Genomic DNA, 17,555 nt, shown 5'->3' with positions numbered 1-17,555 from the left:
CATCGGCGTGACACGGGCGCTCAGCCGAACCACTTTCTGATTCTCGGGAGCTGGCGGGCGACGAACGCACCTGCCGACCCGCCCGCCGCCGCTCCGAAGTACCCGCCGACGGCGCCGCAGGCGGGACCGCACACCGCGCTGCCGAGGGCCCCGCCGGCCAGCGCGCCGCCTGCGGTGAAGCCTCCTCGGATGGCCGTACGCGCCACACGCATCCCGGTGCCCATGCCCGCGTCCTCCTTCCATTGCGAGATGCCGTTGTCGACCCCCGCCACCACCGCTCCCGCGATGTTGGCTCGCGCGCTGAGCTTGGCCAGGCGCGCGCTCTTGGCCGCGGCCTCCTTCATGGACATCCGCATGGATGCTTTGTAGTAGGCGGACCAGTAGCGGTGATTACCGCCGTTCTTGATCGCGCCGAGTTCGGCCGCGAACTGCATCCTCCGGAGCTCGGCCAGTTCATCGAGGTTGTTCAGCATCGGGATCCGCTTGCCACCATCGAGGATGGCGCCGGCGAATCCGAAGCCGAGGGCGCCCCATCCCCAGTAGGTGAACCGCTGGGGGGAGACGTTGCCCACGAAGATCGAGCCGTAGCCGGACGGGGTCTCGTACGGCTGGACCGGGCGCAGCAGGGGCACCATCCTGGCCCGGGGCGCGGGACGGTACCCGCCGCCTCCCCCGCTCCTGCCGCCGGAGCAGGAGTAGAGAATCCCGCAGCCGATCGGGCCGAGCGCGTTGCGCACCTTCTTGGGGATCTTCGGCCGCGGCGGGTTGAGAATCTGGCAGAGGATCGGCAGCGCCTTGCACAACGAGGAGCCTCCGCCGCCACAGTTCTTGCCGGAGTAGTAGCACTGGGTGTTGCCCCGCAGCGGCCCGTCGAGGCCGGAGGGGTCGCTCTGGGTGATGGGGGTGTTGTTGGCGTAGACGTAGCCGTTCCAGCTCTGCGGATGGTCGGCGTTGAAGATCGGGTCGACGGAGATGAACCGGCCGGTGTCCGGGTCGTACAGGCGGGCGCCGAGGTGGGTGAGCCCCGTGGGGTCCTTGGTGCCGCCGACGAAGCCCTTCTCCCCGGGCCAGGACGCCGCGTCGCCGCGCTCGCCGCCGAACGGGGAGAAGCGGCGCACGGTGGTCTGCTGGGTCACGGCGTCCACGGCGAGCTGGGCGGTGTCCTGGTGGTCGACGGTCAGGTAGGAGACGCCCGCGGTGGTACGCATGGCGACGGTCTCGTCCCCGTGCTGGTAGTAGCGGGTGGCGACGGGGGCGGTGGCGCCGGCGTTCAGCCGCAGCTCGGTGTCGGGCAGGTAGAGGGTGGTGCCGCCCGGGTCCTTGCGCAGCAGGCGGTTGCCTTCGGCGTCGTAGACGAAGCCGGTGCTCTTGCCGCCTTCGGTGATCCGGGTGAGCGCGCCGGTGGCGTCCCAGTCGAGGCTCTGGGTGGTGCCGCCGATCGAGCGGGTGAGGGTGTTGCCGGCGGCGTCGTAGGTGTAGGTGTCGGTACGGGCGCCGGCCCCGCCGGTCTGGGTGACGCGGTCGAGGTGGTGGCCCTGGCCGGGGGACGCGTAGGTGTAGGTGCGGACGGTGTCGACCGCGCCGCCGATCCCGTGCCGGGTCTCCGAGGCCCGGTTGCTGGCCGCGTCGTAGGTGAAGGACTGCCAGTAAGGGGCCGGGCCGCCGAGCACGGCGGTGGCGGGCGCGGCCGCGCAGGAGACATCGCCCTCGGTCCAGGCCTCGGTCAGGCGCTGCAGATGGTCGTAGGCGAAGCACTGGTTGTCCGTGCCGTGCCCGGAGGCGTCGGAGATCGCCGTGACCTGGCCGGCGTCGTTGTAGCGGTAGGTGGCGTCGCGGTCGGCGCCGTTCTGGTTCTCGCGCAGGGTACGGGCGGTGAGCAGGCGCTGGGTGCCCCACTCGTAGGTGAAGGTCTGCCAGACGCGCTTGCCGGTGACGCCGAGCTCGAACAGCAGCGGCTTGCCGGTGGGGGTGTAGTCGGTGGCGGCCACGTACGTGCCCAGGTTGCTGGTCAGGCGGGTGGGTCGCAGGTAGGCGTCGTAGGTGGTCACGAGGGATTCTGCGGGCAGGCCGCCCGCGGCGGGCAGGCTCCGGCCGGTGATGGTCTCGTCCAGACCGAAGGAGGTGGTGAAGACGTACGTCCCCGCCAGGGCCCCCTCGGCGGCCGGGACGACGACGGCGGTGGTGTCGGCGCGGCCGAGCTGGTCGTAGTGGCGGATCTCGCTGGTGTAGTCGCCAGTGGCGGTGTGCCGGGTGGAGGTGGCGAGTTTGCCCTTGCCGAAGGGCGCGGTGTCGTAGGTGAAGGAGGTGAGCGCGGGGCCGGTCGGCGAGCCTTCGCGGGTGGCGGTCTTGCGACCCTGCACGTCGTAGGAGGTGAAGACCTTCTTGCCGCGCGCGTCGGTGACCGAGGTCTCCCTGTCGAGGTCGTCGTAGGTGAAGCTGGTCGTGCCCTTGTCCGGATCGACGGTCTTGATCTTGCGGCCGCGCTGGTCGTACGTGGTGGTCCAGACGGCTCCGTCCGGCCCCGTCACGCTCGCCTGCTCCCCCGCGGGCGTGTACGTGTAGCGGGTGACGTCGTAGGCGCCGGTCGGCGCGGGGCCGTGATACTGGCGGCGCTCCACGACCTTGCCACGGGCGTCGGTGATCTCGGTCGTGGGGATGCCGCCCGCCGGCGGGGTGACCGAGACGCGGTTGCCGCCGCCATAGCTGGTGACGGTCCGCCATTTCTCCTGTTCCGGCTGGGAGCCGTTGCCCACCATCAGGATCTCGGCGGTCTTGCGGCCGAGCCCGTCGTACTCGGTGCGGGTCTGCGCCTCGACGTTGCCCGGGGTCAGGACGCCTAACAGCTCGGGCTCGGGCGCTCCCGATGCCGGGTACGGCGAGTAGCTCTTGATCACCTGGCCGCGCTCGTCGTAGAAGGTGTCGGTGATCACCCGGCCGTCCTGGCCGGGCACCTGCGTCTGCCGGGAGCGCAGCCAGCCGTCCAGCAGCTCGATCTCCGCGACGCGTTCCGCGCCTGTGGCGCTCAGTTCGGTCGTGGTGATGGCGACGATCTTCTTGTCCTCCATGCGGTAGCCGAAGGCGAAGTTGGGCTTCTGGCCGGAGGCTTTGGAGCGGTTGGGCTGCCAGACCTTGCTGAGCCGTCCCAGCCCGTCGTAGACGAGGTCGGTGCGCAGCCCGTTGGCATCGTCGATCTTGGCGGTCGCCTGGCCCCAGGCGGGATCCAGCTCCTCGGTGGCGGTCAGCGGGGTGGTGCCCGGCACCGTGGGAGGCGTCTTGGCGACCTTGGTCGTCAGGCCGCGCGTGTCGGTGTACGCGGTGGTGGCGGCCTGTCCGAGCGCGTCCTTGACCACGGTGGTGCGGCCGTAGGAGTCGTACGTGGTCTGCTTGTCGGTGACGTACGTGGCGGTCGTGCCGTCGTGGGAGGCCAGCGACTCGGTCTTGGTCACGTTGCCCCGGCTCGGGGCGGCCCCGTGGGCGCCGTCGTCGTAGTAGGTACGCGTGTCGGAGATGACCTGGCGGGACCGGTCAGGGGTGGCGGTGCAGGCCACGGCGACGGTCTCGACGCGGGAGGGGAAGGTCACCATGTGGGCGGCGGCGTTGTCGGCGTAGCTGGTGCGGGTGCACTTGTCGTCGGCGTCGGTGGTGACGTCGCCGAGGTCGCTGACGGCCGTGCTGCGGCCGGCGCCGGGGCCGGACCCGGCGTAGTCGGTGTCGGTTCTGGTCTCGATCCAGCCGCCGCCGTCCTTGACCGTCCAGGTACGCGTGACGTCGGTGTTGACGATGTTGGCCGTGACCGTGCCCCAGGAGCGGGTCCGTGAGGCGGTCTGCACCCGCCACGGCGTCTTGACGGACTTGGAGTGGACCTGCCCTTCCGGGCCGGTGTACTGGACCGTGCGCAGCTCGAACCCGGCCAGCGCCTCGTGGTCGGTGTACGTGCCGCCCTCGCCGTCGGAGACCTTCACCGACTTCTCGCCGCCCGACTTGTTGAGCCGGTCGCCGTCCATGCCGCGCAGGTAGAACGCGTCGGCCTGGGCCGCGGGGGCGGCGAAGTCGCCGGTGAGGGTCCTGACCTGGCCGTAGCCGCGCCATTGGGACCAGGTCTTGTGCTTGTCCTTGGTGAGCCCGTCGTCGTCGTCGAAGTGCCAGGCCGCCCCGCCCAGGTACTCGTACCTGGTGGCCATGTTGGGAGCCAGCCCGGTACGGTCCACCTGGGTCACGCTGGTGACGACGTACTTGTGGAACCAGTCGGTGATGGGGTCCTCCCGGCCCGGCGGCTGCCAGATGACCGGGAAGCAGCGCTTGGTGTTGGTCTGCGGCGTCGGCAACGCGTCGAGCGTGCAGTCGGGGTCGCTGTAGCGCACGTCGATCTGACCGCCGGACTCGTCATAGATCGCGCCCACGCGGTAGCGGATGTAGGCGAGGATGTCGTCGCCCGACTTGTCCAGCCGGTTGGGCAGCTGCACGTGCTGGAAGGTCACTTTGGGCAGCGTCACCGGGCCTGCCCCGTCCGACGCGGCGTGCCCGGCGTGCTGGATCGAGGACAGCAGCAGGTCCCGCTCCACGTCCGCCAGCCCCCACCCGTGCTCCAGGGACCAGGACTCCACGTTGCGGTGACCCGAGCCGTCACCCTTGATCACCTGAGTGGTGACCTTCGCCAGCCGCTTACGCGACCAGAACGTGGGCGCCACCGCCCCGTGGCCGTCCTTGCACTCCTGGCCGGAGTCGCAGTTGAGGTCCCACGGCACGTCCCACCAGCGCTGCGGGTGGTCGTCGATCTTGGAGGGGGCGCAGTCGAAGGAGGCGTCGGGCAGGCAGCGCTCGGCGGTGTCGAAGACCACCCTGGCGGGCGCGGTGGCGAACAGGGCGTCGGAGCGCAGCCCGTACGAGATGGTCTTGAGGTACCCGCCGCGGGTGTAGGGAGTCTCGTCGGCGGCCTTGAGGTTGCGCCCGTAGTGGTTGGTCTCCTTGGCGTAGGTGTAGGTGATGGCGTTGCCGTCGCGGTCCACGACGTAGTCGAGGTTCCAGCGGTAGGCCTGCTGGCACCAGGAGCCGGCGAAGGAGGCTTTGTGGCAGGGCTCGTCTTCGTCGTCGCCGAACACCGGCACCGTCCAGGCCGAGGCGGTCTCCGGCCGGCTGTCGCTCCAGCCGGGCAGTCGGTTGCGGCCGAAGAAGTACTGCACGCCGTCGGTGCCGGTGACTCGCCAGTACTCACCGTCGTTGTCGCCGTTGGTCGCGCCAGTGAGCTTCTCGAACTTCGTGCCGTCGTCGTCCTTGAGCCGCCAGGACCCGTCCGCGGCCTTGATGAGCTCGCCGGCCTTGCCGTTCCAGGAGACGGTGGCGTTGTCGTATCCCCAGCACTGGTCGCCCGGGTAGTTGCCCCAGGAGTCCTTGGGCGCACCGTCGTCCTCACACGACTTCGACCGGCGCTCGATGAAGCCGGGCGACAGCTCGAAGCCCTGACCCGCCCAGGACGGCTGGCCGTTGGTGTTGCCGGTCCGCCCGTCCACACTGCCCGACGAGTACGCCAACGCCACCTCCGGCTTCAGGTCGCCCGGCACCGGCGGCACCCGCATCGGGTACGTCCAGGTGAACTCCCCCGCGTTGCCCCCGGCCTCCCAGGTGGCCGACGGCGACAGCGAGCTGGCCTTGTAGTCGCCCTGCGAGCCCGACTCCCCTGCGGCGGCCATGAGAACGGCCCCGGCCGATGCGTCGACCTCGGCGGTCAGGGTACGGGCCGCGCCGTCGTTGGCGGCGGGTAAGGGCGTGGCCGTACGGCAGCCCGGGTCGTCCGGGGTCGTCAGCACACATTCCGGCAGGCGTACCAGACGCAGCCTGCTGCCGTACCCGCCGCCGTAGGACTGCGCGAAGGAGGAGTAGTCGATCCGCACACCGACTCTGCCGGGCTCCCGGCCGATCCGCCGGGGAGCGGCATCGGCCGGCTTCACGCTGAGCACGAGGCCGTCGAGCCCCGCCCTGACGGCGGCGGGCCGGTCGAGCACCGACACGCGCACCTTGTCCGCCGCGCGCGTCGCGCTCGCTCCGCCCGCCGGAAGGATCCATACCGGCAGCTCGCCCGCGCGCACTGCCCGGCCCGTTTCAGGCACGCCGACCTCGGCGGTGCCCGCTGAGGGCCAGTCCGCCCGCGGCGCCGGCCCGGGACGTACGGCAGGGTCGGCAGGGCGCGGCAGGGCCGCCAGGCGCTTGCCCTTGACCGGCCGTTCGGTACGAGCGGTCCTCGGTCTTTCCGTGTTGACCGGTTCAGGCTCCGCCATAGCCGGGACGCCGGGCACCATCCCAGCCAGGCACGCCACCGCCGTGCCCAGCACGGTCCCGCGCAGTGCCGCGCGCTTCAGTCTCACCATCATCACGACCTCCACAGGGGCCAGGACACGACAAGGGGTACCGCCCGCCCCCTCGCACGGGGGGCGGGCGGCCGATGAGGGATCAGGGTCCCGAGGCGGTGTCCAGCTCGCCGCCGGTGGCCAGCATCTGGACCTGCTCCTGGGTGAGCGCGCCCTGGTAGGCCCACACGTCGTCGATGGCGTCGGGCCAGAACTCGCCGCCGAACCTGCTGCGGCCGACCTGCAACCCGCCGTTGGCGGCGGCGAACCCGAACACCTGGTCCTCCTGGGAGACGCCGAGCGAGGTCTCCTCCAGCTGACCGTTGACGTACAGGCTCATCCGGTCGCGCAGCGCGTCGTAGACGAGCGCGACGTGGTCCCAGTCCCACTCGCTGAAGGCCGAATGTCCGGCCTGGCGCAGCGCGGAGGCCGCGGTGGAGTCGGCGTTGCGCATCTGGATCTGCCAGCCCCCGGCCTCGGGGTCGGCCGGGTCGGGGACGTAGCGCAGGGCGAAGGCGTCGGCGTCCGCCCCTGCCTGCGAGAAGACGGTCCTCGCGGTCTGCGGGCGGCCCATGTTGCGCACCCAGCCCGCCACGGTGAAGCTGTCATCGGTCCGTACGGGCGGCGCGGCCGTCTCGGCGTAGGCCGTGGTGCCGTTGAGCAGCAGCCCGGCGCTGGAGACGTACCGGAAGCCCGAGCCGGGGTCGATGACGGCGCCGCCGGCCAGGGTGAGGTTCTGGGCGCCGGCCGGTTCGCCCGCGCCTCCCGAGTTGAGCTTCCAGCGTCCCTTCACCACCGGGTGCTGGGTGACGAGTTCCTCGGCCTCGACCGCGCCAAGCGAGCGGTCGTAGACGCGCACGTCGTCGATCAGGCCAGGCCACTGGTCCACGTAGGCGCCCAGCCACTTGCTGCGGCCGATCTGCAAGGGTCCGCCGGCGTGCCAGACCAGGTCCAGCGGGCCGCTGTCGGTGCCCTGCTCGCCGTTGACATAGATCCGCAACCTGCGAGTGACCGCGTCGTAGACGCCGACCAGGTGGGTCCAGGAGTTCACGGCCGGGGTGACATTCGAGACCGCCTGGTACCAGCCGCTCTCATCGGTGTCGGTCTTGGCCTTGCCGAACACCCACTTCTTGATGCCGCCCTCGTACTTGAGGTAGAACCCGCTCTTGCGCACGCCGTCCTGGGAGAGGACCGAATAGTGCTGGTCGAGCCGGCCGGTCTCCAGCCGGACCCACGCCGACACCGCGAAGCTCTTGGTGGTGTCCACGACGGGACCGGCCGTGGCGGCGTGGCCGGTGACGCCGTCCAGGCGCAGCGCCGTACCGTCCTGGCCGTCCTGGCCGAGCGTGACGCCGCCGGACAGCGCGGCCTGGACGGGCGCGGCGGCGCTGTACACGCGGCCGGCTCCCGTTTGCTCGTCCATCGGCCAGTACGCGACCGCGCCCGCCGGCGCCGCGCCCGCCGCGAGCTGCCCGGCCTCCTGGTCCGTCAGCGGCCGCTGGAACAGCCTGACCTCGTCGATGCCGCCGGCCCACTGGTTGACCTGGGCGTCGTTGTACTTGCTGCGCCCGAACTGCAGCGCGCCCGCGGCCTGCCAGGCGCTCACGCCACTCGCCGTCCCCGCGAGCTGCCCGCCCACGTAGAGACGCAGCTGGGCGGAGGGCTGGTCGTAGACGCCGGTGAGATGTGACCACGAGCCCAGCGGCAGGGCGGTGCCCGCCTTGGCCGAGTGCCACACGCCGCCGCCGTCCCCGGCGGTGTCGGTGCTGGGCATCTTGAACTCCGGCAGCCCGGACGGGTCGATGCCGAGCTGGAAGCCGCTCTGGTGCGCACCGTCCTGGGCGAGTGCGTTGACCATGCCGAGAGCGGTCGGCCTGACCCAGGCGGAGACGGTGAAACTCTCCCCGGTGCGCAACACCGGCAGGTTGGTCTCGGCGTGGCCGCTGGTCCCGTCGAGGGTGAGCGCCGTTCCCGCCTGGCCCGCGCCGCCCAGCGTGGCACCGCCGCGGACGTACGCGGGCGTGCCGGCGCTCTGGCCGGTCACACTGCTCGCGCCGGCCGCCTCGTCCAGCGTGAACCTGGCCGCCGCGTCCGCGCCCGCGCGGGCCCAGAACTCGTACGTGGTCGGCGCGCTGTTCTGGGCGGCCTGCGTGAACGCCTGCACGGTCAGCAGATTGGGTCCCGACCGGCTCGGCGCCACGGCGACCTGGCGAGCCGCGCCGTTGCTCGTGGTGACGGTGGTGAGGGGGACGCCGTTGAGCTTCAGCTCGTAGCGGGCCGCGGCCTTGGCCGGATCGCTGATGGTGAAGGTGCCCTGGTCGCCGACACCGCCGTGCCAGCTCTGGTCGCCCGGGTATTCGGCGGAGGACACCACAGGCGCGGCCGGCACCGAGGGGTCGTAGGAGAAGTAGCAGCCGGTCTGCGCGCCGTCGTAGCTCCACGGGCCCCATTGCACGCCGTCCCAGGCGCGTACGCCCCATCCGATGAGCTTCTTCTGGGGGATGGTGGACGGCAGCTTGATCTGATGTCTGCTTCCTGAGGTCAGCGCGGGCGTCAGCGGCGCGGTCCACTTGGCGCCCCAGTCCGAGCCGTCGGCCTTGTCGGCCCAGTGCAGGGTGAACTGGCCCTGTACCTTCTTGGAGTCCTCGGTGTCCGGGTCCCACAGGTAGGCGTACACGGTGGACAGGTCGTTGACCCACTGGGCCTCCGCCTTGTCCACGCACTTGGTGCCTGGGCTGGCGAACATCGATCCGGTGTTGGGCTGGTGCGGCGGCCGGTTGTACTGGATGCGCAGGTAGGCGTCATCGGCGAAGCGCTTCCACCAGGACATCGAACTCTCGCTGTAGGCCCTCAGCCCGAAGGTGATGGTCGAGTAACCCTTGTTCACCGCGCTCTGCACGTGGGCACGCAGCTTGGACCCGCCGAACTCGACCGGCGCCCGCGAGCAGTAGGCGACGTCGCGCGAGGTCAGATGCTCCAGCCAGTCGTTCTTCGTGTTGTTCCACGTCGCCCCGGAGGTCAGCGCGCTGGCCCGCCACAGCTGCACCGACGTGGCGTTGTGGCAGTCGTACGCCGCGGTCTCGTAGGCGACGAACTCGGCCGACTCGATGTACTTGCCCTTGATGGAGGGCAGCTTCATCCGGTAGAAGATCCGCTTGGTCTGGTTCTTGACGCACCGGCCGTCCTTGGCGACCTCGCAGCGGCCCACACCCTCCGTGGCGTTGCCGTTGAACTTCGGATAGTTCTCATCCGGATAGCCCGAGGACACCATTCCCCAGTAGTAGGCGGCGCTGGTCTGCCACACCGGGTCGATGTAGACGGGGAACGTGGTGTCCGGCGAGGTCAGCAGTTCCTGGTCCGGGGTGAGCGCGAGCTGCCGGCCGCCCAGGCCGACCCCTACCTTGGCGGTCCGCGAACCCTCTCCCGGCCCCTTGCTCAGGTCCTGCGTCTGCGCTTGCGCTGCCGGCCCCCGGGCGGCGGCGGGTCGCGAGGAGTCCCACATGACCGGGGAAGGGGCTTCGAACACGGCCTCGCCGGTGGCGCCGTCCCTGGCCCGCAGCACACCGGTGGCGTCCCTGTCCACGGACAGCCGATCGGTCCCCAGGGTGAAGGCCAGCTCGGCCAGCCGCGGGTCGCCGGCCGCCGCCGCGGTTTTGATCACGAGGGTGTGGGAGAAGCCGTCGGGCAGCGCACGTACGCGGAGATCGACATCGGTGCCAAGAACGCCCTGGTAGACGGCGGTGTCACCGTCGATGACGGGTTCCGGCAGCGGGCCCGGCCACGACAGGGACAGCTCGCGGCCCGCCCGCGACATCCGTACCAGCGGTTCCTGCCCGCCGCCCGACAACCGCAGCTCGACGGCAGTCGCGGCCGGGACGAGACCGGAGCCTTCACGGCGCAGCGTGGTGTCGATGTCGGCCCACTGCCCGTCGCGGCGCGTACGCACCGGCCGCAGGTGTTCGGTCACCTCGAACCGGCCGTTGGGCATGACCCTGACCGTGTGGTGCTCGCCCCGCTGCGACAGCAGCTCTACCGGGCGGCCCGACGAGCGGGCCAGCCTGGATGCCTCGATCTCGGTCACCGCGCCGTCGGCGGGCGCGGTGACCTGGGACGTCGTGCTACCCGGTGGCGGGTCGGTGGCCGCGGCCGCCTCGGCCGCCGCCTCGGTCCCGCCGGCGGCCACGCAGGCCAGCACGGCGAGCACCGCCGTACCCTGTGCCACCGCTCGCCTTAATCGGCCCCTGCCACCGAGCACCACGACCATTGCGACCCCGTTCCCCAGGACCTGTCCGATGATCAGAAACTAGGTGAGGGAAGATCGGGAGAACATTCGGCGGCGGTTTGATTCTTGACTACAACGATGGCGGTAGCGAAGCCTCGCCCGTAAACCTTCGCGGTACGGCCAGGACCGCGGCGTTAGGCCTCCTGCTCCTTCATGGTCCGGTGGCCGCGGGCCATGACCAGCCCTGTCTCGTACGCCGTGACCACCGCCTGGGCCCGGCTGGCCAGGCCGAGCTTGGCCATCGCCCGGTTGAGATGGGTCTTGACCGTCGCCTCGCTGACGACCAGCTGCGCGGCGATGTCGGCGTTGGCCAGGCCCGTACCCACCAGCCGCAGCACCTGCAGCTCGCGGCCGGTGAGCATGCTGAGCTCAGGCGCGTCGGACGGCGGGCAGGCCGTACCGCCCTGTTGCGTGTACGCCTCGATCAGGCGGCGGGTGACGCTCGGGGCGAACAACATGTCCCCCGCGGCCACCATGTCGATGGCGGCCAGCAGACGCTCGGGCGGGCAGTTCTTCAGCAGGAAGCCGCAGGCTCCGATCGACAGCGCCGCGAAGACGTACTCGTCGAGGTCGAAGGTGGTGAGCATGACCACTTTCGGTGGTCGCTTGGGAGTCTGGGCGATGATGCGGCGCGTGGCCTCGATGCCGTCCAGGCGCGGCATGCGGATGTCCATCAGCACGATGTCCGGCCGGGTGTCGGCCGCCAGCGTCACCGCCTCGTCGCCGTCCTCCGCCTCTCCCGCCACCTCGATCCCCGGTGCGGCCCGCAGCAGCGCGGCCAGACCCGCGCGGATGAGAATCTGATCGTCGACGACGAGCACGCTGGTCATTCCGGGTCTGCCCCTTCCACCCGCTCTTCGCTTCCGGCCTGCGCGCCCGCGGACGGCAGAGGCAGGGTGAGCACGACTTCGAAGCCGCCCTGGGGGCGAGGCCCCGTGATCACCGCTCCGCCATACAGCCTCGCGCGTTCCCGCATTCCCAGCAAGCCGTGCGCCGCGACGTTCTCCTGCCTCCGAGCGGACGGACCGACGCCGTCGTCGACGATGCGCACGATGAGCATGGCGGCGGTGTACGTGAGCGCGATGACCACCTTCGCAGGACCCGCATGTTTGATCACGTTGGTGAGCGACTCCTGGACGACGCGGTAGACGCACTGGTCGGCGCCCGGTCCCACGGGCCTCGGCATGCCCTTGACGCTGACCTCGACCGGCACTCCGGCGGCCCTGACCCGCTCGGCCAGCTCGTTCAGGTCTGCCAGGCCCGGTGCCGGGGCGTAGCCGGGGTCCTCGCCGTTGGTGCGCAGCACGGTCAGGAGCCTGCGCATCTCCTCCTGGGCCTCGAAGCTGCTGGTGGCGATGGTGTCCAGGGCCGTACGCGTCACCGCCGGGTCGGAGTTGAACACATATCTGGCCAAACCCGCCTGGACCGACACCACGGACATGTGATGGGCCACGATGTCATGCAGCTCGCGGGCGATGCGCACCCGTTCCTCGGTCACGGCCCGCTGAGCCCGGTCCTCCTGCTCGTGCCGTAACTGCGCGCTCAGCACCGAGAGCTGGTACCTGTCGACGCCGAACGCCCACATGACCATCACCGCCAGGACCTGGCCCAAGGCCGCCATGGCCGACACCAGCAGCAGCCCTCCGACCAGCACCAGGAGCGCAACGGCCGCAAGGCAGAGCGCCGACACCTTCACCGGCCTGCGCGCGGCCACCGTGTACAGCGCCACCAGCGACGCCCACGTGGCCATGGGCGGGTAGCCGAGAAGAAGGTAGACCGACCAGATGAGCCACGTGACGGCCAGCACGACCACCGGGGCGCGGCTGCGCCAGATCAGCGGGAGGTTGCCGAGGCCGATGAGCAGGAGCGCCAGGGCGTCGAGCGGGGGCCAGCCGGGCGCCGAGAACTGCGTCGCCGACGCGTAGCAAGCCACGGTGAGCAGCACGGCGAGAGCGGTGTCGATCACCCGCGTGTCGATCCTGCCCCGCCCGTTCGTCTGGCCGTGCCACAACGTGATCACCGCTCGGAGCATAAGACCCGCCGCCCGCTCCGTCATCGAACCAGGGGTTGAACTTGAGCCGCCCGCACGCACCCCGGCCGCCACCCCTCAAGATCGGTTGAAGGCCATGAGAATTCCGTCACGGCGCGACCAGCCCATCCGAAGCCCGTCCCGGTCGTCGCTGTCGCCGCGCCGGATCATCAGCAGGTAGAGCCGACGGGCGACGACGGGGGAGCCGACGGGGGAGCCGACGGGGGAGCCGACGGGGGAGCCGACGGGGGAGCCGAACCCCTGGCCTTGTACCGAACGGCGAGCGAGCCGCAGGAGCACAAGCGCCACCCTCAGGACATCAGCCGCAGATCGCCACCCAATTCTCCGCGACCACACTCCCCGACTCGAACACGAACTCCGCTCCCCTCACCTCAGGACCGCCCGCACCCTCACCGAACCGCTCGCCAACGCGGACCAGCCGTTCACCGATGTGCCGTACGAAGGGGACATTGTCCGGGGCGGAGCAACCACCACTCCGAACAGACGCTCGTCCGCCAGAATCGCAAGGTCCATGAAACAGGCCACCTCGCTGACGATCTTCGCCAGAGTAGGCACGCCTGACTGAGCCACCCGACGACAAGAGCCGGTGCGTCCGCCCCGCCACAGTGGACGGCCGTCACCCGGTCCGACGCCTACCGTGAACCGGCGAGGCGTTCAGGCACTGAGCCCGCCTTCGGCGCCCCCGTGCCACTCCCCAGAACGAGGGAACGGCTTCGCCCCGCAGGGGGAACCACACCGAACGATGCCCAGAGAAGCTGACAACCATGAGCAATACACCCGCGGTCAGCCCACCTGCATTGTCCGCACCCCCGAGCCGGCTCACCATGTGGGCCGGCCGAACCATGATCTTCATCGCCGTGGCGCACACCGCCGTGTTCGCCGGCCTCGCTCCCTGGTCCAGCTGGCTCGCCGGCGACCTCCGCAACGGTGCCGCGGACAGCGACTCGGTGGCGACGTTCTGGGCGCTGCCCGGCGGATTCGTCGTAGTGCTGGCGCTGCTAGGCCTACTGGTGGCGCGAGCGGGTCGGCAGGGCCAACACGTCCCCGGATATGTCGGCTGGGTGATCCTCGCCTGGGGAGCGCTGGCCGTCAGCCTGATCGGACCAAGCGGTTTCCTCCTCACCGCCGTCCCCGCCGTACTCCTCATCGCAGCGACCATCACCGCCGGCCGACACCCCCGCCCTTCGCCCTGAGCAGCCCACCACAGCCGCCGCCCCTTCGCCCAAGCGGCGGCCTCCAATTAGCAAGATCGCGAAAACGTCATGCCAAACACGAAGCCTCGGCTGGACGGACGGTCATCCCTGGGACGGTGCGCCGGGGATGGGCGCATGCCCGCGTGAACTACCTGAGTCCGGCTTTATCTGAACTGTCAGCACTTGGGGCGATCCCATCATCAGCGCCGCTGCCGTAACTGCCCCATGGGCACCCAGCACGGTTCGGTGCCCAGTCCGACGTACTGCCGGCCCTCACTGCCGATCAGATGCTCCTTGGCCGCGGCGGCCTCTCACACAGGAGCACCCACCATGAGCGAGATCCGCAAGCTGCTGGTCGGCACCGCCCTCGCCGGCGCCGCACCGCCTGGATCCTGGAACAGTTCGCCCTTGCGGCAACCGACGACCACTACCCACCGCAGGCCCGTAGCACGCGGCGGGCACAGAGCCCGAGCAGAGCGGCAGTGCCGACACAACGCTGCCCAGCGGCCACCGGCCGTCAAAATCCGGTTGGTCGGCGCGGCGTATATGGGCTTTCCACGGCATCGCGCTCAGTTTCGTCGAGTTGCACGGCCAGGGCGGCCACCGCGTCGTCGAGATGGGATGCCCTGGTCGCTCCGATGACCGGGGCGGCGACGGCGTGGTTGCCAAGGACCCAGGCGAGAGCAACGCAAGCCATGGGGATTTCACGCACTGTCGCGATTCGGTGAACGGCGTCGACGATCGGGCGGTCGACGTCACCGAAGAACCGCTGCCCGATGGGATCTCTCGTCGAGCGGTCCGTGGCCTGGCCGTAGGGCCGGGCTAGGCGTCCCTTGGCGAGTGGGCACCATGGCAGGCTGGAGACGCCTTGGTCGGCGAGCAGAGGAAACATCTCCCGCTCGTCCTCGCGTTGCACGAGGCTGTACTGGTTCTGCATCGACACGAACCTGGTCTGGCCGTGATGCGTGGCGGCGTGCTGCATCTTGGCGAATTGCCACGCCCACATGGATGAGGCGCCGATGTATCGAACCTTCCCCGCCGTCACCACCTCATGGAGGGCCTCCATCGTCTCGTCGACCGGAGTGCTCGGATCGAACCGGTGGACCTGGTAGAGATCGATGTAGTCCGTGCCGAGGCGCACAAGAGATGCGTCGACCTGGTCGAGGATCGCCTTACGTGACAGCCCAGAGCCCCCGGGGCCATTGTGCATGGGGAGCCCCACTTTGGTGGCGATGACGACGTCCTCGCGGCGGGTGTACTCCTTCACGGCGCGGCCGACGATCTCCTCCGACGTACCGCCGCCATAGACATTCGCGGTGTCCCACAGGGTGATGCCCAACTCGACGGCTCGCCGGAAGATCGGTGCCGCGGCTTCCTCGTCCAGGGCCCAGGGGTTGACCCCTTGCGCCGGGTCCGCGAAGCCCATAGAACCGAGTGCGATCCGGCTGACCAGCAGATCGGTGCGCCCGAGCGGGACGTATTCCATCGTCGCCGCGCTCATGCCGGGTAGGGAGCGGTCTCGCGCGCCGACCGGAGTGCGCCTGCCCACCAGGCCAGTTGGTCGAGCAACGTCTTGGCGTACCCGGAGGCCTCAGGGTCGAGCGGTCGGCCCTCCTGCCATGTCGTGAAGTAGTTCGGGAAGGCCAGACCATCGCGAATCGTCACCGCGTGCAACTCGGTGAGCACGTTCTCTAGGTGCAGCACGGCATGCCGGCCACCTGCTGCGCCGCCGTAGCTGACGAAGGCGACAGGCTTGGCCGTCCATTGGGTGAAGTGCCAGTCGATGGCCGCCTTGAGCGACGCGGGATAGCTGTGGTTGTACTCCGGCGTGACCACGATGAACGCGTCAGCGCCATCCAGCGCCGAGGTCAGCTCCGCCATCCCAGCCGGACGAGGGTAGTCCGCACCGGCGAACTTCGGCGGTACCGCAGGCAGGGCCAGCGGGATCTCCACCCGTGCCAGATCGACAATGTCTACATCAAATGCACCGTGAGTCCGAGCCTGATCGGCGACCCACGAGCCCACCATTGGACCGAACCGTCCTTCCCGGACGCTTCCAACGATGATCACCAACTTGTGCTTGTCATCCATGCCCACCACGATCGGGTGTCGTAGTGGCTGTAACCAGACCGTGCTCAGGCTGGCCCCCAGAGGGCCACTCTCTTCCATTACCGATGGGAGAGCACCGCCGTATGCTCACCGCATGGGTACACCGTTGGGGGACTTCATACGCGCCAAGCGTGACAGCATCCAGCCAGAGATGCTGGGGCTACCGGATCATGGACGCCGCCGGGCACCTGGTCTACGCCGCTCGGATTTGGCTGCTCGGGCCGGTATCAGTGTGGAATACCTGACCCGGATCGAGCAGGGCCGTGACCGCAATCCCTCAGTGGCGGTGGTGAACGCGCTCGCCGATGCGCTCAGCCTCGATCCCTCGGAGCGCAGCCACCTGCGCTACCTCACCAAGATCAGCGGCGGTGAATGTGCCGCTCACACCCGGCCCGCACCGCCACGCCGCGACGTCCGGCCGTCTGTCTTGGAGACACTCGGCCTTCTTGAGCCCGGGATCGCAGTGGTGACGAACCGGCTGGGCGACATCCTCGGCTACACCAGCGGCTACGCGGCGATGATGAGCGAAACCGGGTTGCTCGATGCCGAAAGCCCGAACCTCACGCGCTACGTCTTCACCAACCCCGAGGCCAGGACGTTCTTTACCGACTGGGATGACGTTGCTGACGAGCAAGCCTTCGATTTGTGGCTCGCGCCGTCTCTCGAAAGCTCCGAGTGGCTCACCGCAGAAATCGCACCTGTCGCCGGCCCTGACTTCACACGGCGCTTCAACCGTCACGTCGTTCCGCGACGTGGGGTTCTTCAACTCAACCACCCGTCTGGGGACGAACTTCGACTGGTCCGCGAGACGCTCGAACTCTCCTCGGATGCACAACAACTGCTCGTTTTCCTCCCCGCAGACGAAAAAACAGCCCAGGGCATTGAGCAACTCCGCCACCGCCTCCCGGGCCGACTCCGCGCGATCTCGTGAAGGGCAGCCGGCCCGGCGTGCCGCTGGTCGGTACAGCGGACTGGTACGGCACGGCGGTTGTGCGGCGATGCCCCTCACCCTCGGCCTCGTCACATCCAGCCCGCAGCCCGCCCAGGATCTTCTCCCATGTGCAGTGACGGCCAAAGCTTCGGCCTACGCCGACCAGCCGGAACGCGTCCTGCGCTGGGGCGACCAGCTCGACATCCGCCCCATCACCATGGGCGGCGACCTCACCGACCAGGCCGTGGCCGGCTACATCGCCAAGTACGCCAAGACTCTCGCCGACTCACGGCACATCATCGAGCGATACGTCAAGCCCGACATCGGCACTCTGCGGATGCAGGCCGTTCGGGCTTCCACGATCACCAAGCTGTACCGGGACCTGAGGGCCGGCGGCGGCGCCGGTCGAGAAGGCCAAGCGCCCTCGACGTGAGATCAGTTGACCCGGCACGGTATGGACCACGCAGCAGCTGAAGACGTTTCTTCTGCCACTCGCGATCACCGGCTCCAGAGATGTTGTCAGCAGCAGTGTTAGCACGTATCCATGAAACTGAAGGGCTCAAGTTCTCAAGCGCTCTCGGATTCACTGAGCTATCACTCGGAGCACTGCACCGCAGGCATGAATCCTCCTCGCGCCTCCCCTCGGCCA

General features: G+C 69.6%; 10 protein-coding genes. 3 read left to right on the top strand and 7 right to left on the bottom strand.

What is annotated here, in order from left to right:
* Positions 1–20: 20 nt before the first annotated feature.
* The 5 genes from AB0K18_RS23475 to AB0K18_RS23455 form a co-directional block, all read right to left on the bottom strand.
* On the bottom strand, positions 21–6,365 hold the full coding sequence (locus AB0K18_RS23475; protein WP_364917576.1) for an RHS repeat-associated core domain-containing protein: 6,345 nt from the start codon (positions 6,363–6,365) through the stop codon (positions 21–23).
* Between the two features lie 79 nt (positions 6,366–6,444).
* On the bottom strand, positions 6,445–10,563 hold the full coding sequence (locus AB0K18_RS23470) for a LamG-like jellyroll fold domain-containing protein (RefSeq protein ID WP_364917574.1): 4,119 nt from the start codon (positions 10,561–10,563) through the stop codon (positions 6,445–6,447).
* 194 nt (positions 10,564–10,757) lie between these two features.
* On the bottom strand, positions 10,758–11,453 hold the full coding sequence (locus AB0K18_RS23465; RefSeq protein WP_364917572.1) for a response regulator transcription factor: 696 nt from the start codon (positions 11,451–11,453) through the stop codon (positions 10,758–10,760).
* Positions 11,450–12,643 carry a sensor histidine kinase gene (locus AB0K18_RS23460; protein ID WP_364917569.1) on the bottom strand — a complete coding sequence of 398 codons (1,194 nt, stop codon included), beginning with the start codon at positions 12,641–12,643 and terminating at the stop codon, positions 11,450–11,452. Before AB0K18_RS23460 ends, AB0K18_RS23465 begins: the two co-directional genes overlap by 4 nt.
* 87 nt (positions 12,644–12,730) lie before the next feature.
* Positions 12,731–12,961, bottom strand: a complete 231-nt coding sequence (locus AB0K18_RS23455) for a hypothetical protein (RefSeq protein ID WP_364917566.1) — start codon at positions 12,959–12,961, stop codon at positions 12,731–12,733.
* Positions 12,962–13,437: 476 nt separating this feature from the next.
* Between AB0K18_RS23455 and AB0K18_RS23450 the strand changes: the two genes are divergently transcribed.
* On the top strand, positions 13,438–13,866 hold the full coding sequence (locus AB0K18_RS23450; protein ID WP_364917564.1) for a DUF6463 family protein: 429 nt from the start codon (positions 13,438–13,440) through the stop codon (positions 13,864–13,866).
* A 517-nt stretch (positions 13,867–14,383) separates the two neighbouring features.
* Here AB0K18_RS23450 and AB0K18_RS23445 read toward each other — a convergent pair.
* Both AB0K18_RS23445 and AB0K18_RS23440 read right to left on the bottom strand, forming a co-directional pair.
* The gene (locus tag AB0K18_RS23445; RefSeq protein ID WP_364917562.1) at positions 14,384–15,367 is read right to left on the bottom strand and encodes an aldo/keto reductase; all 984 of its coding nucleotides are present in this window, start codon (positions 15,365–15,367) and stop codon (positions 14,384–14,386) included.
* Positions 15,364–15,957: an NAD(P)H-dependent oxidoreductase gene (locus AB0K18_RS23440; protein ID WP_364917559.1), complete on the bottom strand. Its 594-nt coding sequence runs from the start codon at positions 15,955–15,957 to the stop codon at positions 15,364–15,366. The genes AB0K18_RS23445 and AB0K18_RS23440 overlap by 4 nt, the downstream gene beginning before the upstream one ends.
* A 112-nt stretch (positions 15,958–16,069) precedes the next feature.
* On the opposite strand from AB0K18_RS23440, the gene AB0K18_RS23435 reads away from it, so the two are divergent.
* A complete protein-coding gene (locus AB0K18_RS23435; protein ID WP_364917557.1) occupies positions 16,070–16,906 on the top strand; it encodes a helix-turn-helix transcriptional regulator in 837 nt (278 codons plus the stop codon).
* Between the two features lie 133 nt (positions 16,907–17,039).
* Positions 17,040–17,339 (top strand): replication initiator, encoded by a 300-nt coding sequence (locus tag AB0K18_RS23430; RefSeq protein WP_364917554.1) that lies wholly within the window; start codon positions 17,040–17,042, stop codon positions 17,337–17,339.
* Positions 17,340–17,555 lie beyond the last annotated feature (216 nt).

The organism is Nonomuraea sp. NPDC049421 (assembly GCF_040677005.1).
Lineage (GTDB): Bacteria > Actinomycetota > Actinomycetes > Streptosporangiales > Streptosporangiaceae > Nonomuraea > Nonomuraea salmonea.
This window is presented reverse-complemented; position numbering and strand designations above follow the sequence as displayed.

Bases quoted from the DNA above. Each gene is read 5' to 3' on its own strand.
- AB0K18_RS23475 (WP_364917576.1), bottom strand. From the start codon at position 6,365: ATGATGGTGAGACTGAAGCGCGCGGCACTGCGCGGGACCGTGCTGGGC.
- AB0K18_RS23465 (WP_364917572.1), bottom strand. From the start codon at position 11,453: ATGACCAGCGTGCTCGTCGTCGACGATCAGATTCTCATCCGCGCGGGT.
- AB0K18_RS23450 (WP_364917564.1), top strand. From the start codon at position 13,438: ATGAGCAATACACCCGCGGTCAGCCCACCTGCATTGTCCGCACCCCCG.
- AB0K18_RS23445 (WP_364917562.1), bottom strand. From the start codon at position 15,367: ATGAGCGCGGCGACGATGGAATACGTCCCGCTCGGGCGCACCGATCTG.
- AB0K18_RS23440 (WP_364917559.1), bottom strand. From the start codon at position 15,957: ATGGATGACAAGCACAAGTTGGTGATCATCGTTGGAAGCGTCCGGGAA.
- AB0K18_RS23435 (WP_364917557.1), top strand. From the start codon at position 16,070: ATGGGTACACCGTTGGGGGACTTCATACGCGCCAAGCGTGACAGCATC.